We start from the raw sequence: 25431 nt of genomic DNA on the forward strand, positions 1-25431 counted from the left end.
AAAGAGGTTGCCGGGTGAGTCCGGCAACCTCTTTTGTCATTTTTTAGAATGATTTGAAACTATTAATATCCTACTAAAAAAAGAGACAATAAATCCATATTTTATCCAATCTTTTCTTCATTAAGTCAACAATGACCGTCAACCCCAAAATAATTGGTGGTATTTCCCGAGAAATGACGTTTTTTGTGTTTTTGGTGTCACTGTGGTGTCAGGCACCATGATTCAATGGATCTTCATATTTTTTATGGCGAATTTTGTTTTATTATGATGTGAGAAGTTTGTAATAAATTGCCGAAATATATATATAGTTAATCTTTTCTATTAAAACATTAATTATGGTATTGTAGTAATAAATGGAAATTGCAAAGGGGATGTACTTGTGTTTAAACGTTTTCTGATTGGATTTATTATTTTATGCTTGGGATTTTCAGTTTTTCCCAACTCCCAAGAGGCTGAGGCTAGTACAACTAAGAATCAATTAATTATTATTAACAAAAAGGTTAATAAACTCGCATTTTACGAGAATGGTAAATTAATAAAAACATATAGGGTGGCAACAGGAAGAACTTCAAGACTCACCCCGGAAGGAACTTTTTACATAAGAGAAAAAATTGTAAACAGACCTTACTATAAAAAACATATTGCTGGCGGCGATCCTCGTAATCCATTAGGAAACCGCTGGATAGGTTTAAGTAAAAAAGAGAATGGCGGATATCCGTACGCAATACATGGTAACAATAATGAAAATTCGATTGGAAAATATGTCTCTGGCGGATGTATCCGGATGCATAATAATGAGGTAAGAGAATTGTTCAGTAAGGTAAAGACGAGGACGAAAGTAATGATCGTTTCCTCGAAAAAAAGCTTTAATCAGTTAGCAGCACCGTATTACAAAAATATGGACATCAAAGCTCCCGCCGTTCCAACGGTTAATACTGTTTCAGACAAAACAATTGAAGTATCTGGTAAAACAGAAAAAGGAGCCACGGTCACTGTTGCGATTGGGTCAAAAAGGTATACAGCAAAACCTGCAGATTCCAAGGGAACATTTAAGGTCAATATTCCGAAACAAAGGGCTGGCCTAAAATTATCTTTTACTGCTAAAGATAAATCTGGAAATATCAGTAAGACTAAAACGGTTGTTGTGCTTGACAGAACGGCTCCAGTGGTTAGCGGAGTAAGTAATAACCGAGTTTACAACAAGGATGTTACTATCTCCTTTAAAGAAGGAACAGCTTGGTTAGATGGAAATCGAGTAAAAACAGGAAAGGTTGTTACTTCAGAAGGAACACACAGAGTTGTGTTAACTGATGCGGCCGGCAACAAAACAATTGTTATTTTTACGATTGATAGAACAGCGCCAGTTGTGAGCGGAGTAAGTAATAACGCATTCTACAACAAGGATGTTACCATCGCCTTTAAAGAAGGAACAGCGTGGTTAGATGGAAATCGAGTGAAAACAGGAAAGGCTGTTACTTCAGAAGGAACACACAGAGTTACGATAGCTGATGCTGTTGGCAATAAGAGAACTGTTGTGTTTACAATTGATAAAACAGCACCAGTGGTTAGCGGAGTAAGTAATAACGAAAGCTACAGCCAAGATGTGAAGATCTCTTTTAATGAAGGAAAAGCAACATTGGATGGAGTAGCAGTGAATACAGGAACAGTTGTTAGTGCAGAGGGAACACATACATTAGTGGTTACTGATGCGGCCGGCAACAAGACAACTGTAGTGTTTATTATTGAAATAGCAGAACCAATAACAGAACCAATATTGCCTTAAGTTTTAACATTTCATTAAAACAATAATAAGTCCCAAGTGAGTTCATTCACTTGGGACTTTGCTTATTTTAATATTTGTACTTTTACCGTTTTCCTTCCCCATTGTATCGCGCTTTTATGAGAGGGGACAAAAATATCAATTTTTTTACCTTTCATGGCACCGCCAGTGTCGCCGGCAACTGCATAGCCATAACCTTCAACATAGACCTTTGTTCCGAGCTTAATTACTTTCGGGTCTACAGAGATGACCTTTAGGTTTGGATTTTTCTTTAGATTTAAACCGATCGCTGTGATGCCAGAGCATCGTTTACAATTCGCTGTATAGGCAGTTGCACTTACTGTTAAAGTCTTTACTACCTTTAACTTCGGTGCTTTACTCGTACTAGTGCTGGCCTTCTTAACAACCGGTTTACTAGCTGGTACATTAGTAATCTTTAATATTTGATTCGGGTGAATAGTATTTGATTTAAGTTTATTCCATTGTTTTAATGTGTTCACGGAGATTTTATATGTTTTTGCAATACGATAAAGCGAATCGCCACTCTTAACTTTATATGTATTGGATGCTGCTGATGCGCCGTTGCTACTTCCGAATAATAACATACCTGCCAAACTACACATGACTAGGAATTTCTTCATAATTGAAAACCCCTTCCTTCTGTTATATAAAAGTTACCACAATAATATTACACAAATATTTCAATAGCTTACTAGTTTCATGACAAAACCGTGATAATAAGGTGTCAGGCACCAGCCGTGGACAAAACTCCTAATTTGTCCGCAGATGACGGACACTGAAGGCAAGGAAGTTCATTTTAATATAATTTGTTCCTTTGTGTTTCGATTCGGGTGAATAATAAAATAGCAAAAAAACCTCTGCCAATTATTATCTCGGCAGAGGTTTTAATACTATTTAATATCTAATTGTGTTTTCAGTTCACTTTGAATCCGTTGTTTTTCGTCTTGCGGAACGATGTAGTAATAGATTCCGTTAATTTTCGTCCCGCCGCCTTTTATTGTCATTTGCTCAACGTTACCAGCCGCACTACGGTAATTCTTTTGAATATCCATCATTTGATCAAATGTTAGATTTGTTCTCACATTATTGCCAAGGGCTGTAAAAATACTTTGATATTTAGTAAGCGATGAGAGGCTCGCACCTTCTCTTAAAACACCTTGAATAATTTCACGCTGACGTAATTGGCGCCCAAAATCACCACGAGGGTCTTCATGTCTCATTCGAGTAAAGGCTAACGCTTTTTTGCCATCTAAAGTTACTTGACCTTTAGGAAAATGGTAACCGCCTTGAGAAAAGTCTAAATCATTGTTTACCGTGATGCCGCCAACCGCATCGACAATATCCTCAAAGCCTTCCATGTTTATTTTTACAAAATAATCAATGGGAATGTCCAAGAAATTTTCAACCGTGTTCATTGCCATTTCTTCGTTGCCGAATGCGTAAGCATGGTTGATTTTATCCTCGGTGCCTTTACCAACTATTTCTGTTCGGGTATCACGTGGAATACTTAACATCTTTACAGAATTTAGTTTTGGATTCACTGACAAAACAATCATGGTGTCAGAACGACCTTTATCGCCTTTACGCTGGTCCACACCCAAGAGCAATACCGAGAAAGGCTCCTTTTCTTGTAATGATACTTCCTCGGTACGTTTGTCGGATTTTCGATCGACAGGGTGATGCATCGTTTCGACAGCAGTTGTTAATGAGCTATATACTGAATAGGCGTAAACCCCGATTCCAATTATAAGTAGTAATAAAACAATTCCAGTTACGCGGAGCCATGTTTTCTTTTTCTTTTTATTCTTTTCAGCTCTCATCTAGTTTTCCTCCATAACGTTATTTTGGACCAACCTATAGAATAGCAGAAATTATCGAAATTTAATACATTTATTTGAAGTACTTACATATTCTTTAACTGGATAATTTGGAAAAACTTTTTACACAAATTGTTGTTAACTAAATAGTGTAATCCATCATAATAGAGTATGCTAAACAAAAATTCCCTAGGGACAATATGCTAGAAATGAAGTTTATTTAAGAAGAGCCTATCTAAAATCAAGAATATTGATTTTTAGATAGGCCTTTTTTGCAAGAAATCGATGAGATTCTACTCAAAACGAGTAAAGCAGATGTGACAATCTATCAAAGTATATCAAAAACAGCTGCAATTGGAACCTTGACGAAATACCAAATCCTTCATATTGTTTCGAATCAAGGTACATGGTATGGGATCAAATTTGGTAAAGGAACCGGTTATATCGAAAAGAAATCGGTGATCGCGCTGATCAAGCAAGCACAAAGCGGCTGGGTCACGAATCAGCCGAAAACCGGTATGATTAAAATGAGGGAAAAGGCACCTATTGTCGACAAATCCACTGCAGGTAAGGTAATTGGCTATATTAATAAATATCAAGAATATTATTTTTTCAAAAAGGAAAAAGACTACTATGTTGTTGACATAGGTGGAAGAGTTGGTTATGTAGCTAGTAAATATATTACGGCTCTTAGTGTTGGCAATTAAGTTTACCGTTTTAGCAAAAGCGAATTGGATATCTGTCAAAAGGGCTTCCGTTTGGGAGCCCTTTAAGGTATTAAAATTTAAAGGGAAAAACGGTAACCGTATGGTTTTAGAAGTAGTGTATTCCTTTAGTTGTATATTTTTAATAAGTTAACAAATTCTATACATATCAACTAATCATTGATAAAATCTTATATAAATATTGTCGAAATTTCAGGGAGTGTGACAAAATTTGTATGAAAACTAAACAAGTCTAGACGGCATCAATCAAATCCTGACTTACAACGAAACAGTTATAATCAAGCAAGAAACTTGTAAAATGCGGTTAAAAGCCCAAAAGGCTTAAAAGGTACGTATACGGAGGATAAGAATCGTGCTATTTAGTTCAACAGTATTTTTATTTTTATTTTTGCCTCTTACACTAACTATATATTTTTTTTCACCCAGAAAGTTAAGGAACACGGTCTTACTTTTGGCAAGTTTGTTTTTTTACGCATGGGGCGAACCAAAGTTTGTGTTGTTTTTATTTCTTTCCATTCTTCTTAATTATGTTTTTGCCCTGTTAGTCGATCAAAATAGAGAGAAACGTGTATTGGTAAAGTGGGTGTTAGGCCTTACTGTCTTTGCAAACCTTTCCATTCTGATTATTTTTAAATATGCCAACTTTATTGTAGATAACATAAATAACTTGTTTGGAACGACGATTGAATTAGGCAACATCCCGTTTCCGTTAGGGATTTCCTTTTTTACGTTTCAGGGACTAAGCTATGTTATTGATGTGTACAGGAAAGACGGGAAGGCGCAAAAAAATCTGATTAACATGGCGATGTATAAAGCTTTGTTTCCTCAGCTTATTGCAGGACCAATTGTTCGCTATGTAACGGTGGCCGACCAAATTACCGACAGAAAAGAATCGTTACCGAAGTTTGCTGAAGGTACCAAAAGATTTATCATAGGGTTAGCGAAAAAAATGATTATAGCCAATAATTGCGGCTGGGTGGCTGATCAAATTTTCTCAATGCCTGCAAGTGAGTTATCTGTTGGTCTGGCCTGGATTGGCATCATTGCTTATTCCTTACAAATCTATTTTGACTTTTCGGGTTATTCCGATATGGCGATAGGTTTAGGAAAAATGTTTGGCTTTGATTTCCTTGAAAACTTTAACTATCCCTATATTTCTCGTTCGGCCACGGAATTTTGGAGAAGGTGGCATATTTCACTAAGTACCTGGTTTAAGGATTATTTATATATTCCGTTAGGCGGGAACCGCGGCGGAACCTTTAAGACCTATCGGAACTTGTTCATTGTCTGGCTGGCTACAGGGATTTGGCATGGCGCCGCATGGACATTTATTGCCTGGGGTGTTTATTACGGTGTATTGATTATGTTAGAAAAAGCCTTTTTGCTGAAATTTATAAGAAGTATTCCGAGGGTATTCCAACATCTTTATGCACTATTAGCCGTTATGATTGGCTGGGTGTTCTTCCGTGCAGAGACATTTACTTATGGGTTTAATTATCTGAAGGTTTTGTTCGGTGCCAATGGGAACCCTGTCTGGGACCGCCAGGCTAGTTTTTATATTTCACAATATGGAATCATCCTTTTGATTGCGATCATCGCTTCCATGCCTGTTATCCCATTCATCAAAGACAGATTCTTAAAGCAGGGAACAGTCGGTGTCACAAGCAGCAGGGATTTCATTGTCACAGCAAGTTACGCTGTTATTTTCTTCTTAACGCTTATAAGCGTGGTTTCATCCACCTTCAATCCATTTATTTATTTTCGGTTTTAATAAGTATGGAGGATATTATGAAAAAAGCTAATATACAAGGTCTCGCCTTAATTACAATTTTCCTACTAACGATCTTTGGATTCTTTATCTTTACTTTTGTAACGCCATCAAAGTCAATGTCGCTTTTAGAAAATAGAAATTTAGCACAAAGACCTGATTTAAACTCTGAAAATCTACTTACCGGTGAGTATTCCAAGCGATTTGAGCAGTATTACAATGATCAATTTCCGATGCGTGATACGTTTATTGAAACCAACAGTAGAATTAATAAGAATGTTCTTAGACAAAATATTATTGATGATGTCTATGTATCGGATGACGGTTATTTGTTATCCCAGATAGCAGAGGGAACGTCGGCCGATGCCCAAAAAATAGCTATTGGAATCAATGAGTTGGCCGATAGTTTAGCTAAAAAGAACATTGGTGTTTATACCGCATTAATGCCAAATAAACCGACGATGATGGAGAATAAATTTCCCTCTTATTTTCCAAGCTATGGTCAAAAAAATATGGACCTCTTATATAAGGAGCTAGATGAGAATACCCATCCGATTGACTCGCGTGCTACTTTAGAAAAACATATGAATGAGGACTATATGTTTTTCTATTCAGACCATCACTGGCAAGCTAAGGCCGCTTTTTACGCGTACCAGAATGTAATGTCTGAAATTATTGATAAGGAAAATATGAAGGATTCAATTTCGCAGTATAACGATTATTCTTGGAAATTAAAAGGCAAACCGTTCTATGGTTCAGATGCAAGGAAAACAACAAGTGCAAATGCAAAAAAAGCGGATAAAATCCTTGTAGCGGAGCTTAAAGAAAACCACAAGCCGTACGTAATGAAGTGGGGAATAAAATCACGCAGTGGCTTATACAATACGGACTTTTTAACCATGGAGGATCTGTATACAAATCGTTACCAGGCCTATTTAGGCGGAGATTTTGCGCAACTGACGATTACAAATCCGAATCAAACGAATAATAAAAAACTTTTAGTCATTAAGGATTCCTATGCCAATGCATTTGTTCAATTTCTAGTTCCTCACTATAAAGAGATACATGTATTGGATTTACGCCATTATAATAAAATGCCAATCGAGAAATATGTAGATGAAAATAAAATTGATCAAATTGTCCTGTTAAATAATATTAACTCGATTTTTGTCACTCCTGCTTTAACAAATTTTGACCATCCAGGGCAGGGTGAAAATCAATAAACAACTTTGAAAAAAGCTCTCCATCTAAGCCTTTTGCTGAAATGGAGGGCTTTTTTCGTTGACAGGTTCTGATAAGGATGTTGTTCTTAGGCAAACTTCACCCGTATAGTATGGCTTTTAATTTTTTGAATTTTGGTAAATTTATAGAAAGCCTTATAAGTGTATAATGCTATAATAATAGTATCTAAGTTTTTTTAGGAAGGGGAAAATAATGAGTAAAAAATTATCTGTTTCTTTACTGATCCTTGTGCTTTTATTCCCTGCTTTAGGGAATTATGCTCACGCAATAAGCCCGACGACACCAAATAAGTCCACTCAAAAATATGTGTATTACCCAGCCGCTGTAAATGGAACACAAGGAAATAATATTAAGTATATCTTATATTTTGATGCCTCCGGGTATTTGTCCCATGCTGTTTTAAAAGAAAAGGGAACGCAGCGAATTCTAGCTAGATATGTTTATTATCCCAAAACGGTTTATGGTACCCATGGGGAAAATATCAAGTATGTTTTGAACTTTAATGCCTCTGGATATGTGACCAATGCGGTTTTACGAGAAAAACAGACGCAACGAATTCTTTCGAGGTATGTGTATTACCCAAACACTGTGTATGGTACCCATGGGAAAAATATCAAATATGTCCTGAACTTTAATGCCTCCGGGTATGTGTCAAATGCTATATTACGAGAAAAAGGAACCCAGCGAAATCTTACTAGATACGAGTATTACCCTAATACGGTGTATGGCACCCATGGGAAAAATATCAAGTTTAGCTATACCCTAAATAATTTAGGGTATGTGACCCAGGCTACTCAAAGAGAAAAAGGAACACAACGCGTTCTTTCGTGGTATCAATATCAAGCAAAAACGGTTTACGGGAACCACGCATCTAAGGTCAGTAGTCTTAAATTAAATGTACCCTTGATCAATCAAAGGCCAGAGCTGCCAACAGGTTGTGAAATTACTGCAGTCACAATGATGCTCCAGTATAAAGGAGTGCATGTCGATAAAGTCACCTTAGCGAAAAAAATGCCAAGGCATTCAAGTAATCCAAACCTTGGTTATGTTGGGAATCCGTTTACAAGATCAGGATGGACTATTTATCCTCCTGCCCTAATGGGATTAGTAAAGGAATATGCTGGAAGTGCCAAAAACCTAACAGGTGCTAGTAATGGAACAATAGAAAAACAATTAGTAAATAATAAACCGGTTGTTGTTTTGGTTTCACGTATGCATGGTTTTTCAGTGCATGCATTGGTGCTAACAGGTCTTGATCAATTTAATTATTATTATAATGATTGCTGGACAGGGGAAAAGAATGCCAAAATCAGCAAAGCGGAATTTAATAGATTATGGGGCAACCAAAGTAAGCGAGCCATATCTTATTAATTAAAAATCCTTTATCCGCTTGTCAGCTTATTCGCGTGCTTTCCAGGAATTTATGGTATTAAATACGTGAATACAAAACATAAGGCGGCCTTTTGGCGGCCTTTTTTGCGTTATAACACAGACAATCAAGATTAATACGAGATTAATACGGGAATAATGAATGTAACCCGAAGTTAGGTTCTTATTTTTATGCTTCTGTTATATATTGATACAAAAAGTGAAAAAGTAATACATATAAATTTATTTTGGACTACCTAGTTGGAGGAATGGACTTGTTAAAGGTTACGGTGGCTATACCTGTATATAACGCGGCAAGACATTTGAATGTAACGTTGGATTCCTTAATGCACCAAACGATGGATGCGTCAGAATTTGAGGTCATTTGTGTGAATGATTGCTCTACAGATAATAGTAAGGAAGTTATTGAGAACTTTAGTAAGTTTATGAGTAACATTGTTCTAATTGATCGGATTGGTAATTCAGGAGGCCCAATGATTCCACGAAACGATGCGATAGATGCGGCTCGTGGTGAATATATTCTTTTCCTGGACAATGACGATTTCCTAGGAGAAGAAGCGCTAGAACGCCTTTATATAGAAGCAAAAAAAAATCAGTCAGATGTCATTTATGGCAAGTATGTTGGTATCAATGGGCGCAAAGTACCTGGGTCTATGTTTAAAAAAGGGAACCGTCCGAAGGCTGATATTATCAAAGATAATTTAGTTAACTCTTTAGCACCTCACAAGATGTTTAAGCGCTCTTTTCTGAGACAAAATGATTTTAGATTCCATCCAAAGGCTGTAGTGGGTGAAGATCAGCTTTTTGTCATGCAATGCTATGTGACAGCTAAGGTTATTACCGTACTCGCGGATTATCATTATTACTTCGTTGTATCGCGTGGGAAAGAGAATCTGAGTGTAAAGTATTTCCCTGCAGAGCAATTCTTTTTTTCCTTTAATCGACTCATGGAATTTTTACATGAATGTAACCATGATGAATCATATAAAACAAGGTTAAAGGTTGCTTTCTTAAATCGGTTTCTACATGCCAGCCGTTTACGTGGGCATCTATTAACTTCCCGGTTAACACATGAACAAAAAAAAGACTGGTTAAGTGAAACAAAAAGATTTATTGATAACCATGTGGATGACAGCTTACTTACTTCTCTAGAACCTCGGTTCCATTACTTTATGGAAGTGGCAAAAGAAAATGATATTCATAAACTGGCTTCAGTCCAAATGTAGAATCGTTATTCTGGACATGAGAGGAATACAGAAAAAATATAGAGGTGACCACCATGTGGAAAATGAAAACAAAAAGGGCAAATGTAATCACTTATACTAGACCTTCCATTAAATCTATTCCAGCCAATCACTATGAAATACCTGGGCAGGAGCATATTGTTTATCCATGTATAAGAGGTTGGTTTGAGATCAGGCGAGTCGATAAGGATAATATAAAGACCGTAGAATTTATTCGGAAAGAAGATATCCGGTACAGTACGGAATATTTGATCTTTGTTATGAAAGAAAAAGCCAGACGTCTAATGAGAATTAAACCTCTAACAATAAAATTTCTTAGAAGTGCAATGGTAAAAAGCAAAAGGTGAGGAATACTATACTCCTCACCGATTCCAAAAAACTCAACTCAAATTTCATCTGTTTGTAATAAATGAAGGACAGGATCTAAGGGCATTACATTGCCAGTATCTCCATTTTCATCTCCATCTTCATCCTCATCATTCCATTCAGAAATACTATTATATTCAATACAATCCTCACAAAAACCATTTATTAAGTAGTATGAAATATCTTCCCGTCCGCAATCAGCGCATAGTGCCATAGTACCACCTTCTATTTCAGTTAACTTTGTATAATATTTTGTCCTAAAAATTATTAATCATACTAAAGTAGATTTTATTTATTAACTTGGGAATCCTTTTCCATAGCCCTTAACATCCAGTCATCAGCCCTTCTTCTTAGCCAGTGGAGATCTTCATTGGCCTCAAGCCATTTATCCTTGAGGAGCTGATTTTGTTGTATCATTTCATCAATAATGGAAATCAAATTTAGTCCCATTGCTCTTATTTTCTCGACGGAAGTATCCTGATCAACAGTTTCAAAAAAAATTCTTATTTTTTGAATTTCCAACATTTGATTACTCATATCTTCCACCTCTTTCTAGGATTATCTATAACTTATTCAATATTATTTAATAAATGTACATAAATTTTACCATTTTAACTGAATATTCCCTAGTTGGGGCATATCTCCAGTTGTTATGCTGGGTCTTTTTTACTATATTTATATTATGTATTAACATTTCTATGAAACTTTAAGATAATAGTTTATATATCGACAAAAAAATTATTTAGGAGGGCTTAAAAATCAAATTTCGACAATTGAATATTCCATTAATGATATTCTTTCTTGGATTCTTCGGATTATTTTTTATAAACGATGATTCCGCTAAGGCTGAGGATGGAGCGTGGAAAGCTACTTTCTACCCCAGAATTGATTTTACTGGAACTGGGATAACTAAAACATATACAAATGTAAAATTCGATTGGAAGGCTAATTCGCCTGATCCAAAAATTCCAAAAGACAATTTCTCGGCAGTATTTGAGAAAACGGTAACTATCTCAAGTCCGGGGAAATATCGCCTAACAGGAAAAGCTGATGATGGGGTACGGATTTATGTAGATGGAAAGAAAAGAATAGATTTTTGGAGTGACGGTGTACATTCTATTAATCAAGAAATCTATTTAACCGCAGGCACTCATACGCTAAAGGTTCAATATTATGAAAAAAAGTGGAGCGCTGCTCTAGCCATTGATTTGGTAAAACTTTCTGAAAGTATCGGATCAGATTCGTGGTCAGCAGAATTTTATCCGTCAGTTGATTTTTCTGGGAGTCCAGTAAAGAAATTTTATCCAACCTTAGACTTTCATTGGGGGAGCGGATCACCAATTTCAGGCATTCCATCTGACCATTTTACGGCTGTATTTAAAAAACAAGTACAGGTTACTAAATCTGGAAATTACAGCTTAACAGGCAAGGCAGATGATGGAGTGCGTGTTTACGTCGACGGTACCAAAAAAGTTGATAAGTGGAAGTCGGGAATTAATTCATTTAATCAAGAGGTTTATCTAGAATCTGGCAGTCATACGATATTAATAGAGTATTTTGATGACAAATGGAGTTCTTCCTTTGCATTTAACATGAATGAAGTAGTGGAATCCATCCCAGAAGAAGTGGTAACAATTCCAGTTGATAAGTGGAGTGCCAGATTTTATCCTACTAAGGATTTTACAGGTACACCTATTAAGAAAGAATATGATCAATTGCAATTTTCTTGGGGAAGCGGCTCACCAGATTCTACTATTCCAACTGATAATTTCTCAGGTATTTTTGAAAGAAATTATGTTGTTGATAAAACAGGCGATTATAAAATCGTAGGAAAAGCGGACGATGGAGCAAGAGTGTATATTGACGGAATCCGTTATGTGGATAAATGGACAGATGGCGTGAATTACATTGATGTTCCGATTACGCTAGAGCCTGGGACCCATACCGTTAAAGTCGAGTATTATGATTCAAAATATAGCGCTTCATTGAATTTAAATTTAGAACCAATTAATCAAGAGAATGAAACGATTGATCCTACAAAATGGAAAGCAACTTATTATCCATCAAAGGATTTTACAGGTACCCCATTAATAAAAGTTTATGATGAATTACAATTTTCTTGGGGAAATGGCTCGCCAGATCCTATGCTCCCAACTGATGGTTTCTCTGGAACCTTTGAAAAACAATATGTTGTGACGAAACCTGGAAACTATAGATTCATAGGAAAAGCAGATGATGGTGTACGAGTTTATGTAGACGGAGTACTCAATGTCGATAAATGGAAAGATGGCGTGAATATCATCGATGATCAGGTAACTCTTACGACGGGTACCCATACCATTAAGGTTGAGTATTATGATTCAAAATATAGTGCCACAATGAAATTAGACCTCATTGAAGATTTTTGGGAAGCGAAATTCTATCCTAGCAATAATTTGACAGGGACTCCTGTTCAAAAAACGTTTGATGCGCTGAATTTTTATTGGAGTGGATCTCCTATAACCGATATCCCAGCAGATAATTTTTCTGCTGTTTTTGAAAAAAAGGTATATATCGCAAAATCAGGTAATTATAAACTATCAGGTAAAGCCGATGATGGCGTGCGTATATATGTTGATGGTGTACGTAAAGTGGATAGCTGGAAGGACGGGGTAAATAATTATAGTTCTTCCCCCCAACAATTGTCGGAAGGAATCCACACCATTAAGGTTGAGTATTATGATGGTAAGTATAGTGCCTCATTAATAGTAAACTTTTTAGAGGTCATTAAGAAAACCACTACTCAAAATACCAATTATGATATTTCATTAGGAGAACTTCTCGATAAACAAATTGGTGTATCACAAACTGATAAAAAATATGACGCCTATGTACGAAGTGATTTATTAACAGTCAATGCCTCAACACCGAATGTCGGGGTTGTAAACACAGACAATACAAATGCTAGAGGAATACCAGTTGATGGTTGGATCCTTGGAAAGTTAGATTTAAATGAAAAAGTGACCATCTATTCCAAGACGATGCAAAAGGATGGATATTACTGGTATAAGATTCAGTATAATGAAGAATGGGTTAATCCAAGTCCAACTGATATTAGCTACTATATTAACCCTACCAATTTTGGAATTGGCACTTCAAGTTATTATCAATTTCTTAAGCTTTCCGAAATTGCTGGAGCAGATGCGTACGAAGTGAATCAAAAAATATTGACCAATAAAGGAATTCTTACAGGAAAAGGACAAGTTTTTGTTAACGCAGGTGCACTGTATAACATCAATGAAATTTACTTGATTTCCCACGCGCTGCTTGAAACAGGCAATGGCAGTTCTACGTTAGCAAAAGGGGTTAAGGTAAAGAAAAAGATTGATAGTAATGGGAATCCTGTCATTGATCCTGCTACAGGAGAAGAAGAGATTACCGAATTAGCAAGTGATGCAGCCTCCTATGATGCGATCGTTTATAATATGTATGGTGTTGGTGCTTTTGATAAGTGTCCGCTTCATTGTGGAGCAAGAAGGGCATTTAATCAGGGCTGGACTACACCGGATAAAGCGATTGTGGGTGGGGCAAAATTCGTTGCCTTGAATTATATTGATAAAGGGCAGGACACGCTTTATAAAATGAAATGGAATCCTGCAGCTCCAGGTACACATCAATATGCAACTGACATTGGCTGGGCTGTGAAACAAACACCTAACATTTTCAATCTTTATAGTATACTAGATAGCTATACTTTAGTCTTTGATGTCCCTAAATATTATTAAGCCCCAAAAAATGAAGTGGAAGATTTCTTCCCTTCATTTTTTTTGCAATAAAGTCACTGAACTGAAATCTTACCTCGCTTGAAAATGTATTTGAAAGAGTGTATAGTTTTAATTGAGTTTTTGTCAAGAAATTTGTCGTTTTTTGTTAATTAGGATGAAGAGTGGTACGGTTAATTATGTATCATTTTAATAATAAAGTTACTTTAAATAAATTAAGCATGTTAAGTATGATAAGGAGTGTGGACAATGATTTTTGCAGAAATTCTTGCCGGAGGAAAAGGAACAAGAATGGGTAATATTAATATGCCCAAGCAGTTTTTAACTTTAAATAGTAAACCTATCATTATACATACAATTGAAAAGTTTATCCTGAATGATCGTTTTGAGAAGATTCTAGTCGTTACACCGAAAGAATGGGTCAATCATGCCAAAGATATTATTAATAAATATATTGGAAAAGACGCAAGGATTGTTGTGATTGAAGGCGGAAAAGATCGCAATGAATCGATCATGAGCGGCATCCGATATATCGAAAAAACTTTTGGAATTAACGATGATGATGTGATTATTACCCATGATTCTGTTAGACCATTTCTAACGCATCGAATTATTGAAGAGAATATTGAAGCGGCCATTAAGTTTGGGGCTGTTGATACAGTGATCGAGGCGATTGATACGATTATCCAATCTGAGGATGGAGAATTTATCTCAAACATTCCGGTAAGGGATACTATGTACCAGGGACAAACGCCACAAAGCTTTAATATCAAGAAATTGGTTACTTATTATAATGCACTAACCGAGGAACAAAAAATGATTCTTACGGATGCATGTAAAATTTGCGCGCTTGCAGGTGAAAAGGTTAAGATTGTCAAGGGTGAATTATTTAATATAAAGGTAACAACCCCATATGATTTGAAGGTTGCTAATGCAATCCTACAAGAAAGGGTTTCACGATGATTAATCAAGTGTATCGTTTAGTGTCGCCACGGCAGTTTGAAGTGACCTATAAAGATCGTTCCATTCAGTCCGATAAAATTGTGGTGCGTCCCACCCATCTCTCCATATGTGCGGCGGACCAAAGGTATTACACCGGCACTCGTGGAAAGGAAGCAATGGCAAAGAAACTGCCAATGGCGCTTATCCATGAAGGGATTGGTAAGGTCGTTTATGATCCAAATAATGAGTTTGCACCTGGTACCCGGGTCGTAATGGTACCGAATACCCCAACTGAAAAAGATGAAGTTATTGCAGAAAATTACTTGCGATCAAGTAAATTTCGTTCAAGTGGTTACGATGGATTTATGCAGGACTATGTTTTTCTTAATAGGGATCGGATTGTCCCTTTACCAGAAGAAATTAATCCATCGGTTGCAGCTTTTATGGAATTAATCACCATCAGTATGCATGCATTAGTGCGCTTTGAGGCAAGGGCACATGCTCGAAAAAATACGTTCGGGGTATGGGGAGATGGGAATTTAGGTTATATAACCACGCTGATTTTAAAGAAACGCTATCCGGATAGCAAAGTTTATATTTTTGGGAAAACAAAATATAAAATGGATCATTTTTCGTTTGTTGATGAAGCGTATCAAATTGATGAGATTCCGGATGATTTACGGATTGATCATGGATTTGAATGTGTTGGCGGGCATGGCAGCCAATCTGCGATTAATCAAATGATTGATTATATTAATCCAGAGGGATCTATTTGTATTCTCGGTGTCTCAGAATATCCTGTTGAAATAAACACTAGAATGATTCTAGAAAAAGGTCTTACAATGATTGGCAGCAGTCGAAGTGGACGAAATGATTTTGTCAACACTGTAAATTTCATGGTTGAGCACCCGGAAGTGGTCGATTATTTTGGCATGTTGATTGGAGAAGTTCACCAAGTAAAGAACATCCAAGATATTATTGATGCATTTGAAAAAGACCTGACAAACTCGTGGGGAAAAACCATTCTCGAATGGAAAATATAAAATAAAAAAGGCAGGCATGGCGATGTATTTAGTGAGAATTTTTCCAACAATTATGGTGAAGGGATTCATTCAGATGATCTTTTACCTGTCATGCCTTCTTTTTAAAGTAAATAATGAAAAGGTCACCTTTGCTTCCTATCGGGCCACTGAGATTCAGGGAAATCTCTATTATATTTATAAGGAATTACACGGAAGATATCCCAATTGGACGTGTAATTTTCTTTTTAAAAAGTATAGCAGCTCATTTCTAGGCAAATTCCACTATGTCCTACATATGGTTAAAGCGAGTTATCATTTAGCAACATCCCGTTATTTTATCATCGATGATTATTATTTCCCCGTTTATGTGATAAAACCTCGACAGGGAACGGATATAGTTCAGCTTTGGCATGCAGCAGGTGCATTCAAGAAATTTGGCTTAAGCACCGTAGATAAAGAATTTGGTCCAAGTTCAGATTATTTACGACATGTTAAGGTTCATTCAAATTATAGTAAAGTATTTGTGAGTTCCTCGGAAGTCATTCCTTTTTATGCTGAAGCCTTCGATATGCCATCCTCAAGGATATTCCCATTAGGTGTACCGAGAACAGATTATTTTTTTAATAAACGAGAGCAGTTCAGATTGATGGGAGAATTACAGAGTGAATTTCCTGAGATTCAGGGAAGAAAGATTATCTTATATGCTCCTACGTTTAGAGGGAAAAGTCATTATCAAGAATCATTTCACTGTCCTATCGATTTTTCAGCTATGAGGGAAACTCTCGGAGATGAATATGTACTACTGATTCATTTACATCCATATATGCGTTCGGAGATCACCATTAAGGAAGAAGATAAAGATTTTGTCTTTCATGTAAAGGAAAAATTCAACATCGAACAATTACTAGTTCTAGCTGATATTCTTTTAACAGATTATTCATCGGTTATTTTTGATTATAGTTTATTAGTCAGGCCAATTGCCTTTATAGCTGATGACCTTGAAGAGTATATAAAGGAACGAGATTTTTATTTTCCTTTCCTGTCATTCATTCCAGGGCCGTTCTTTCATCAAACGCAAGATCTGATTGAGTGGATCCAACAAGATGAATTTGATCTGAAAAAAATTGAGCAATTTAGAAATCGTTTTTTTACATACTTTGATGGAAAAACAAGTAAAAGAATCGTAGATAATTTAATTGAAAAAAGCTAGATCGCATAAATTTTCCAGTAGGAGATTAATAATGTTAAAAAATAAAATGGAAAACCAAGCGGAAAGTAAAGGAAACAGCTCTCAATTTAGTCTTGTTTACCGTTTTTTCCGTAAAGTTATGTTTCGATTGCTTTACCTACTTTTTTGCCTATTTCCGTTAAATAAAAAAAAAATATTATTTGCATCAGATAGCCGAACCGATTTAAGCGGTAACTTTGAATTTGTATATCAGACATTAAAAAGAAAAAATGTAAATTACCAATACCATTTTTTTTTAAAAGAGAGTACGCGTGCTTATAAAACCTATTGGGAAATGGTTCGTTTAGCTTTTCATCTGGCAACCGCAAAATTTATTTTGTTGGATGACTTTTATCCGATGGTCTATCCATTAAAGATACGGAAAGATGCCGATCTTATCCAGTTATGGCATGCAGTCGGTGCGTTTAAAACCTTTGGATACAGCCGTGTAGGTCTTCCAGGCGGTCCAGACCCTCATTCTTTGAATCATCGCAATTACACGAAGGTAATCGTAAGTTCGAAGAGTGTGGCAAAGCATTATGCTGAAGGCTTTGGGATTAGTGAAAATCGAGTCTTTGCAACTGGGATACCAAGAACGGATGTCTTTTTTGATCAAGCTTACCAAGTGAAGGTTAAAGAAGAATTATACAGAAAGTATCCCATTTTATCTGAAAAAAAAGTCATTATGTTTGCACCGACCTTTCGAGGGGACGGCCAGCAGTCTGCCTATTATCCGAAGGATTATCTTCATCTAGATAAACTTTATCATGCCTTACATGATGAGTATGTTTTTCTATTTAAAATGCATCCATTTGTAAAAGACTATTGGCAAATCCCTGAAGAATATAAAGATTTTTTCTACGACATTTCACATTATCGGGAAATTAATGATTTATTATTTATCTCAGATCTATTAATAACCGATTACTCCTCTGTTTGCTTTGAGTATGCATTATTAAATAAACCGATGATTTTCTATTCTCCAGATGTAGAGGAATATATAGCAACACGAGATTTTTATTATAAATATGATTCATTTATCCCTGGTCCATTAGCAAGGACATTAGATGAATTAATTGAAACCATTCAAAATAAAGACTTCAAAATGGGAAAAATCGAGACATTTGTTGATTACTTTTTTGATCATACAGATGGGAAATCAAGCGATCGTGTAGTAGACCAACTCATCGTAGATGCAGATTCCAAATAGAATCGAATTTTATCCGTATTCTTATATTTAATAATAAAAGAGGAAAATGATGTAAATAATAGTTAAAAAAGATGAGCGTTTCAAAAAATGGTGCTTTGTTTTTTTTACAACAGAGGAGATATTATATGAGTAAACTTCAATATATCATTCATCCTGAATTAGAAGATGTAAAGGTAAGTATAATTACCCCAGTTTTTAATGTGGAAGAATATATTACGGAGACATTGGAGTCTCTTGTCAACCAGACGTTAGATCACATTGAAATTATTATGGTTGATGATGGGTCAAGTGACCGAAGTCCAGAAATCATTGAGGAATTTGCAAATAAATACGGAAATATTGTCTTTATTAAACAAGAAAATTCAGGACCCGGGGTAGCTCGGAACAATGGTTTAGAAGTTGCGAGAGGTGAATTCATTAGTTTTGTTGATTCAGATGACCTCTTACCACTAGATGCCTTAGAAACCATGTATAATAGTGCGTTAAAAGAAAAGGCAGATATCGTTTTAGGAACTTCTTTAAGCTTTAATAGTACAGAAACATGGTTTATCGCTAGTCACGTGAATAATGGTGTATACATTCCAGGTGAAAAGAGCCTTGTCTCCAATCCAGGGTTACTATTCTCATTGGGACCGTGCAATAAGCTTTACCATTCTAAAATCGTTAAAGGAATACGGTTTCCTGCAGATATTCATGTAACCGAGGATCAGCCATTTGTGATTGAAGCCTATATGAAGGCAAATAAAATATATACAGTTGATAAAATCATTTATAAATATCGGTCTAGGGAAGCGGAGGAGAACTTATCCTTATCACAAACTGTGCGCGTGAATTCAGTAAAGGTTTTAACCGATATTTTTAAAAGTTTACGTATTTCCGATCAATTATGGGATAAATATATTTCAAATCAACATACCCGATTTGCTTTAAAGAAAAGTTATTATACCAGAATTATTTCAGCAGATATTTGGCCTGCTATTCGAAGTGCGCTTGTAAGCAAGGATCAAAAAACTCAAGTAGAATCATTTACCCTGGTATTGAAGTGGGTGAAAACTTTAGATTATCATTTATTTAATCAGATTCCGTCGTTACATAGAGTGATGACCTATGAAATTGCAGATCGGTATAAACTGGTTAGTCCAGCTGCAAAAAAACTATATCTACAATGGCTAAAGGTTTGTTTCTCAAAACTGGATCCAGGTTCTTTGCATGCCTTAGAGACTTCGAAAAAACAAAAAGTGTTCATGGCGGTTAAGAAAGCATGGAAAAGAAATAATCTTTCCCCGATCTTTTTCTATCTAGTAAAAGTTAAATTTAAAAAAATAAAAACCAAGGTGAAAACGGCCCTTGTCCGGCGGGCAGCTTTTCCATTTTTTAGCACCCTGCCTGTACAAAAGAAAATTACGATGGCGACCAACAAATTTCCGAGATTAACGGATTCATTTGAGCATATTTATGATGAATTAATTAATGAGCGCCCAGATTACAAAATTAGAGGTCATTTCAAGAAAAAGCGAAATTTCAGGGATTTCTGTAGACTGTATTATGATATCGCGACTTCCCGTTATTTAATCTTAGATGATTATTATCGTCCATTATATAAGCTTCGTGTGCGCAAGCAAACGGAAGTGATTCAAACCTGGCACGCAGCTGGTGCTTTTAAGAAATTTGGCCATAGTGCCGTAGGGTATCGTGAAAGTAATTCCGCCCAATTTGAACGCAGTGCTCATCAAATTTACACAAAAGCCGTAGTTACAAGTAAAGAAATTATTCCTCACTATGCTGAGGCATTTGAAGTGCCGGAAGAAAATATTTATTCATTAGGGTTGCCGCGAACGGATGTCTTTTTTGATAAGGATTTAATGGAATTCGTTCACCAGCGATATCTGGGAACCTATCCACAACTTAAAAATAAAAAAGTGATTACCTATGCACCTACGTTTAGAGGTGGTCCAGGTAAGCGGGCTAATTTTAATATTAAATTGGATTTAGTAAAAATGGCTGAAGAACTTTCAGATGAATATGTACTGATATTAAAGCTTCATCCATCTGTTACCAAAAAAGTTCAAATACCGGAGGAAGCTGCAGACTTTGTTATAAATATGAGTTCGAATGAAATAAATAATGTATTAATCAATACGGATATTTTAATTAGTGATTATTCATCTTTAGTTTTTGAATTTTCTTTATTGGAACGACCAATGATTTTCTTTGCATATGACCTTGATGAGTATCTCGAAGATCGTGGTTTTTACTATGAATACTCTGACTTTGTTCCAGGGCCAATTGTAAAAACTACTGACGAGGTTATCAAAACGGTGAAAGAAAAACAGTTTGATTTTAAAAAGATTGAAAGCTTTAAACATCGATTCTTCGATGATCTTGACGGAGAATCTGCAAAAAGATTTGTGGATATACTAATAAAACCATGATAGTAACTATCATGGTTTTATTTTTACATAGACCGAACGTGAATCCTTTCACTAGTGTTTGAAATAAAAACTAGTGGGATATATAATGGGAACTGGATTGTTTTTCTGCAAGAGTTTTCAAGTGGTGAATAAACGCTGCAATGAAAACTCGGTGAGGAGTTGAAAAGAATGAAAAAGGTATTAACGTACGGGACTTTTGATTTGCTCCATGTTGGTCATATCAATATATTAAGAAAAGCTAAGGAATTAGGAGATTTTCTAATCGTTGGTCTATCAACAGATGAATTTAATATCGAAAAGAATAAAAAAGCCTACTATAGTTATCAGGACCGAAAATTAATTTTGGAGTCAATTCGCTATGTTGACCACGTCATTCCGGAATCCTGCTGGGAACAAAAGATCCAGGACGTAATTGACCATAATATTGATGTCTTTGTAATGGGTGATGATTGGAAAGGTCATTTTGATTTTCTAAAAAGGTATTGTGAAGTGGTTTATTTGCCAAGAACTACCGGTATCTCAACCTCCAAAATTAAATCCGATTTAAATTATGTGAAAAATGATTAGAGAAATTGTCATATCCATTTATTTGTTTATATTTAAGTGTTTTTTTATGATTTGTAAAACATTCCCATTAAAAAATAAGGTCACCTTTCTGGTTTCCTTTGGGGATAATGCCAAATATGTGTACGAGGAAATTCTTCACCAGAATATCCAACAGGAAATTGTCTTTTTATGTAAGGGTTCTTCACTTTCACTTTTTAAGAAATATCCTGCTCTTCCTGTCATTCCATTTGAAACATCGTTTATCGATCTATTGCGTTCCATCTATCACCTCGCTACTTCCAAAAAAATTATTATTGATAACTATTTTGGGGTTTTGGCTTCAACTAATTTTAAAACGGGTGTGGAATGTATCCAGCTTTGGCACGCAGCAGGTGCGATTAAAAAGTTTGGACTGGAGGATGAGTCCAATGTCAATCGTAGTAAAAGGGCTCATAAGCGATTTCTACGAGTTTACGAAAAATTTCATAAGGTTGTTGTTGGGTCAGACAAAATGGCTGATATTTTTAAACAGGTATTTGCCCTAAAGGATCAAAACATTCTTCGAACAGGAATACCGAGAACTGACTTTTTTTTTGATGAGAACAAACATAAAGCAATTATTTCTAAATTATTAGATGAGAATCCTGAATTAACATCCAAAAAGGTGATCTTGTATGCCCCAACCTACAGGGATCATCAATTAGATCAATTTGAATTAAAATTGGATTTAGAAAAAATGTATCAGGAGCTCAGTGATGAATATGTTTTGTTGCTCCGTTTCCATCCTGCGATAAAAAGTTCATTAGAAAACAATGAATTATATTCTAATTTTGTTTATGATTATTCATCCTCACGTTATGATGCTAATGAACTGTTACTTATCACTGACTTGCTGATTACAGATTATTCTTCCATACCATATGAGTTTTCATTATTAAATAAACCCATGATCTTCTTTACTTATGATATTGAACAATACAAAGTGGAAAGAGGATTGTGGGAGGATTTTGAAGAGACCGTTCCAGGTCCGATCACGAAACATACGGATGAAATCATTACGATTATTAAAGATAACTTATTTGATTATCAGAAGGTTACCAGTTTTTCTGACATTTGGAATAAATATTCAAACGGGATATCCAGCCAGAAGCTCGTAGATTACATTTTTAAAGAATCACAAAGCGACTCGTATCAAAGGGATAAGAACTCAAACTAACTACATATGTCTAATTGAGTTAGAATTTATCCTTTTTTTATGGTAAAATGTTATGGTCTTTGAGGGGGAATGATTCATTTTATGAAAAGGTCTTATCTTATATCCCCAATTAAATCGTTTAGGAAGGATCAACACGATGTCAATGTTTAAGGTCATAAGGGAACAGATTAGCAGTTTTTATCTCATCAGAAGATTATCCCTTTTTGAATTAAAAAGTGCAAATAACAGTCATTATTTAGGGATATTATGGGAATTAATCAATCCCATGATTCAAATAGGTATCTATTATTTTGTATTCGGATATGGTATCCGTGGTGGACGTGCAGTAGAGGGGATTCCGTATTTCTATTGGATGCTGGCGGGTATTTTAGTTTGGTTCTTTGTTAATCCAGCAATCTTGGACGCATCAAAGTCGATCTATACGAGGATCGCCTTAATCGCAAAAATGAGCTTTCCGATGAGTGTTATTCCAACCTATGTCATTATATCGAAATTTTATCAGCATCTCATGTTAGTTGGAGTCATTGTGGTTATCTTTCAATTTACTGGCTATCCTATATCGATCTATTATTTGTCGTTACCCTATTATATGTTTGCCACCATTATTCTACTGGTAGCTATTTCATTAATTACCTCTACCTTAGCGACGATTGTACGGGATGTACAAATGATTGTCCAAGCGATTGTCAGAATGCTGCTGTATCTGACACCATTATTATGGACGCCTGAAAGACTTCCACATATCGTTCAAAGCGTAATGAAGTTTAATCCATTATACTATATTGCTGAAGGTTATCGCGCTGCTCTGTTAGGGCATAGCTGGTATCTAATTGAACACATTAAATATACCGCCTACTTTTGGGGACTTGTTTTCGTGTTGTTATTTATAGGCTCCGCACTGCACTTGAAATTTCGAAACCGATTTGTAGACTACTTGTAAAGTGGAAGTGGATAAAATGACTAAAACAGTTATTATTGATAATGTATCAAAGAAATACAAATTGTATAATAGAACATCTGATAAGCTTCTTGATATCATTTTGCCCAATGGCTATGGTGATGATTTCTACGCGTTGCAAAATATAAGTTTCACCGCTGAACAAGGCGATGTGATTGGTTTAATTGGTGTAAATGGCTCCGGAAAATCGACTCTATCCAACATTATTGCAGGCGTAGTTCCACCTACAAATGGAAAGGTCGAAACGATTGGACAAACATCTTTAATTGCGATTGCCTCTGGGTTAAACAATAATTTAACAGGTCGAGAAAATATTGAGCTGAAATGTTTAATGCTCGGTTTTAGTAAAAAAGAAATCCGGGAGCTCGAACCCGAAATTATTGATTTCTCCGAACTAGGAAGGTTTATTGATCAGCCTGTAAAAACCTATTCAAGTGGTATGAAATCAAAGCTTGGTTTTGCCATCTCCGTGACAGTGGATCCCGATATATTAATTATCGACGAGGCGCTCTCCGTTGGGGACCAAGCATTTGCAGAAAAATCAAAGAAAAAAATGTACAGCTTTAAAGAGAAAGGCAAAACCATCTTTTTTGTAAGCCATGCGATTGGCCAGATTAAAGATTTTTGCCAAAAAGCTTTATGGTTAGAATTTGGTCAAATCAAAGCATATGGGACGACTGCGGAAGTGGTTCCGCAATATGAAGCGTTTCTCAAAGAATTTAAGGCCATGTCTAAAGAGGAACAGCGAAAGTTTAGAGAAACAGCCTTAGAAAAGCAGAGCAGATTAGTATTAAATACAGCTAGATAATAAAAAGAGGCTCAAAAATAATTGGCTAGATCCATTTTTTTGAGCCTTTTTTTTATAAATATGAAAAAATACAAAAGGATAAAAACCATGCAGAACAACACCGTCGATATATTAGGTATTGATTTTATCAATAAACAATTTAATGAAGTAGTTAACATTCTTAATGAAATGATAAAAAGTAATCGCAAAGCTTTCATTGTCACAGCCAACCCGGAAATTGTCATGTACGCTCATGAACATCCCGACTATAAAAAAATCATTCAATCAGCCGACATGGTGGTTCCTGATGGTTATGGGATTATTCTAGCGTCAAAAATATTAAATACCCCGATTAAGGAGAGGGTCGCAGGTTATGATTTAATGATCCGTCTACTGGAACTTGGGAACGAGAATAAGTTGAAAATTTATCTATTGGGCGGGCGCGAAGAGACCAATCAAAAAGCTGTGGCTAATATCAATAGTCAATTTCCGCATGTTCAAATAGTGGGCAGTCATAATGGCTTTTTTGATTGGGAGAACAATCCGATCTCTGCTGAGATTAAAGCCTCAAGCCCCGATTTGATTTTCGTGGCATTAGGGTTCCCTAAACAAGAACAATGGATTGCAAGAAATCTGGCTCAATTTCCAAAAGGAGTATGTATAGGGGTTGGCGGCAGCATCGATGTCCTCGCTGGAGAGGTCCAGCGTGCCCCTCGTTTCTGGCAAAAAATGAACCTCGAATGGTTCTATCGCTTGATTTCGCAGCCGTCGAGGTGGAGGAGAATGTTAGCCATCCCCCGTTTTTTACAGGAAATCTTCCAATTAAAGTTCACCAAATAAGCGATTATTCTAAAATAAATGTAACTTTTTGGAGTAACCATTCGTCTTACATGGTGTGGGATCGTGACTAATAAATCCTAGTAACGCTAGCTTATTAAGAAGAAATTTTCCGACAATTCAACAAAATATACCAAAGT

At 35.9% G+C, this 25431-nt stretch carries 22 protein-coding genes; 18 read left to right on the forward strand and 4 right to left on the reverse strand.

The annotated features are described in order from the left end of the window. Nucleotides 1-379 precede the first annotated feature (379 nt). On the forward strand, nt 380-1783 hold the full coding sequence (locus ACSU6B_RS01910) for a L,D-transpeptidase family protein (protein WP_410882291.1): 1404 nt from the start codon (nt 380-382) through the stop codon (nt 1781-1783). A gap of 62 nt (nt 1784-1845) precedes the next feature. Here ACSU6B_RS01910 and ACSU6B_RS01915 read toward each other — a convergent pair whose 3' ends face one another. After that, entirely contained in the window at nt 1846-2421 is a 576-nt protein-coding gene (locus ACSU6B_RS01915) for a 3D domain-containing protein (RefSeq protein WP_410882293.1), read from the reverse strand. 270 nt (nt 2422-2691) lie between these two features. After that, entirely contained in the window at nt 2692-3621 is a 930-nt protein-coding gene (gene tagU, locus ACSU6B_RS01920; protein ID WP_410882295.1) for a polyisoprenyl-teichoic acid--peptidoglycan teichoic acid transferase TagU, read from the reverse strand. A 269-nt stretch (nt 3622-3890) separates the two neighbouring features. Between tagU and ACSU6B_RS01925 the strand changes: the two genes are divergently transcribed. The 6 genes from ACSU6B_RS01925 to ACSU6B_RS01950 all read left to right on the forward strand — a co-directional run bounded on the left by ACSU6B_RS01925 (nt 3891) and on the right by ACSU6B_RS01950 (nt 10333). Beyond that, on the forward strand, nt 3891-4325 hold the full coding sequence (locus tag ACSU6B_RS01925) for a hypothetical protein (protein WP_410882297.1): 435 nt from the start codon (nt 3891-3893) through the stop codon (nt 4323-4325). Nucleotides 4326-4695: 370 nt separating this feature from the next. Then, nucleotides 4696-6114, forward strand: a complete 1419-nt coding sequence (locus ACSU6B_RS01930) for an MBOAT family O-acyltransferase (protein WP_410882299.1) — start codon at nt 4696-4698, stop codon at nt 6112-6114. Between the two features lie 17 nt (nt 6115-6131). After that, complete coding sequence (locus ACSU6B_RS01935) at nt 6132-7334, forward strand: DHHW family protein (protein WP_410882301.1); 1203 nt, start codon at nt 6132-6134, stop codon at nt 7332-7334. A gap of 211 nt (nt 7335-7545) precedes the next feature. Beyond that, the gene (locus ACSU6B_RS01940; protein ID WP_410882303.1) at nt 7546-8724 is read left to right on the forward strand and encodes a C39 family peptidase; all 1179 of its coding nucleotides are present in this window, start codon (nt 7546-7548) and stop codon (nt 8722-8724) included. A 272-nt stretch (nt 8725-8996) separates the two neighbouring features. Continuing rightward, on the forward strand, nt 8997-9968 hold the full coding sequence (locus tag ACSU6B_RS01945; RefSeq protein ID WP_410882305.1) for a glycosyltransferase family 2 protein: 972 nt from the start codon (nt 8997-8999) through the stop codon (nt 9966-9968). A 53-nt stretch (nt 9969-10021) separates the two neighbouring features. Next, nucleotides 10022-10333 (forward strand): hypothetical protein, encoded by a 312-nt coding sequence (locus ACSU6B_RS01950; protein WP_410882307.1) that lies wholly within the window; start codon nt 10022-10024, stop codon nt 10331-10333. A 38-nt stretch (nt 10334-10371) separates the two neighbouring features. Here the strand turns inward: ACSU6B_RS01950 and ACSU6B_RS01955 are convergent, their stop codons facing one another. Next, nucleotides 10372-10566 carry a hypothetical protein gene (locus ACSU6B_RS01955; RefSeq protein WP_410882309.1) on the reverse strand — a complete coding sequence of 65 codons (195 nt, stop codon included), beginning with the start codon at nt 10564-10566 and terminating at the stop codon, nt 10372-10374. A 74-nt stretch (nt 10567-10640) separates the two neighbouring features. Then, complete coding sequence (locus tag ACSU6B_RS01960) at nt 10641-10889, reverse strand: hypothetical protein (RefSeq protein WP_410882311.1); 249 nt, start codon at nt 10887-10889, stop codon at nt 10641-10643. A 251-nt stretch (nt 10890-11140) separates the two neighbouring features. Between ACSU6B_RS01960 and ACSU6B_RS01965 the strand changes: the two genes are divergently transcribed. The 11 genes from ACSU6B_RS01965 (at nt 11141) to ACSU6B_RS02015 (ending at nt 25294) form a co-directional block, all read left to right on the forward strand. Next, nucleotides 11141-14116, forward strand: coding sequence for a PA14 domain-containing protein (locus tag ACSU6B_RS01965; protein WP_410882313.1), 2976 nt, complete (start codon nt 11141-11143; stop codon nt 14114-14116). A gap of 246 nt (nt 14117-14362) precedes the next feature. Beyond that, the gene (locus tag ACSU6B_RS01970; RefSeq protein ID WP_410882315.1) at nt 14363-15076 is read left to right on the forward strand and encodes an IspD/TarI family cytidylyltransferase; all 714 of its coding nucleotides are present in this window, start codon (nt 14363-14365) and stop codon (nt 15074-15076) included. Next, nucleotides 15073-16098 (forward strand): ribitol-5-phosphate dehydrogenase, encoded by a 1026-nt coding sequence (locus ACSU6B_RS01975; protein ID WP_410882317.1) that lies wholly within the window; start codon nt 15073-15075, stop codon nt 16096-16098. The genes ACSU6B_RS01970 and ACSU6B_RS01975 overlap by 4 nt, the downstream gene beginning before the upstream one ends. Nucleotides 16099-16120: 22 nt before the next feature. Then, entirely contained in the window at nt 16121-17287 is a 1167-nt protein-coding gene (locus tag ACSU6B_RS01980; RefSeq protein ID WP_410882319.1) for a CDP-glycerol glycerophosphotransferase family protein, read from the forward strand. 31 nt (nt 17288-17318) lie between these two features. Beyond that, nucleotides 17319-18515, forward strand: coding sequence for a CDP-glycerol glycerophosphotransferase family protein (locus ACSU6B_RS01985; RefSeq protein ID WP_410882321.1), 1197 nt, complete (start codon nt 17319-17321; stop codon nt 18513-18515). Nucleotides 18516-18640: 125 nt separating this feature from the next. Continuing rightward, nucleotides 18641-20947, forward strand: coding sequence for a bifunctional glycosyltransferase/CDP-glycerol:glycerophosphate glycerophosphotransferase (locus ACSU6B_RS01990; protein ID WP_410882323.1), 2307 nt, complete (start codon nt 18641-18643; stop codon nt 20945-20947). 168 nt (nt 20948-21115) lie between these two features. Then, the gene (tagD, locus tag ACSU6B_RS01995) at nt 21116-21514 is read left to right on the forward strand and encodes a glycerol-3-phosphate cytidylyltransferase (RefSeq protein ID WP_410882325.1); all 399 of its coding nucleotides are present in this window, start codon (nt 21116-21118) and stop codon (nt 21512-21514) included. 46 nt (nt 21515-21560) lie between these two features. After that, nucleotides 21561-22709: a CDP-glycerol glycerophosphotransferase family protein gene (locus ACSU6B_RS02000; RefSeq protein WP_410882327.1), complete on the forward strand. Its 1149-nt coding sequence runs from the start codon at nt 21561-21563 to the stop codon at nt 22707-22709. 136 nt (nt 22710-22845) lie between these two features. Further along, nucleotides 22846-23649, forward strand: coding sequence for an ABC transporter permease (locus ACSU6B_RS02005; RefSeq protein ID WP_246869604.1), 804 nt, complete (start codon nt 22846-22848; stop codon nt 23647-23649). A gap of 16 nt (nt 23650-23665) precedes the next feature. Further along, nucleotides 23666-24475 carry a teichoic acids export ABC transporter ATP-binding subunit TagH gene (gene tagH, locus ACSU6B_RS02010; protein ID WP_088089635.1) on the forward strand — a complete coding sequence of 270 codons (810 nt, stop codon included), beginning with the start codon at nt 23666-23668 and terminating at the stop codon, nt 24473-24475. Nucleotides 24476-24562: 87 nt separating this feature from the next. Next, complete coding sequence (locus tag ACSU6B_RS02015; RefSeq protein WP_410882329.1) at nt 24563-25294, forward strand: WecB/TagA/CpsF family glycosyltransferase; 732 nt, start codon at nt 24563-24565, stop codon at nt 25292-25294. Nucleotides 25295-25431: the final 137 nt, after the last annotated feature.

The sequence above is a fragment of the Neobacillus sp. C211 genome (genome assembly GCF_051842875.1).
Taxonomy (GTDB): domain Bacteria; phylum Bacillota; class Bacilli; order Bacillales; family Cytobacillaceae; genus Neobacillus.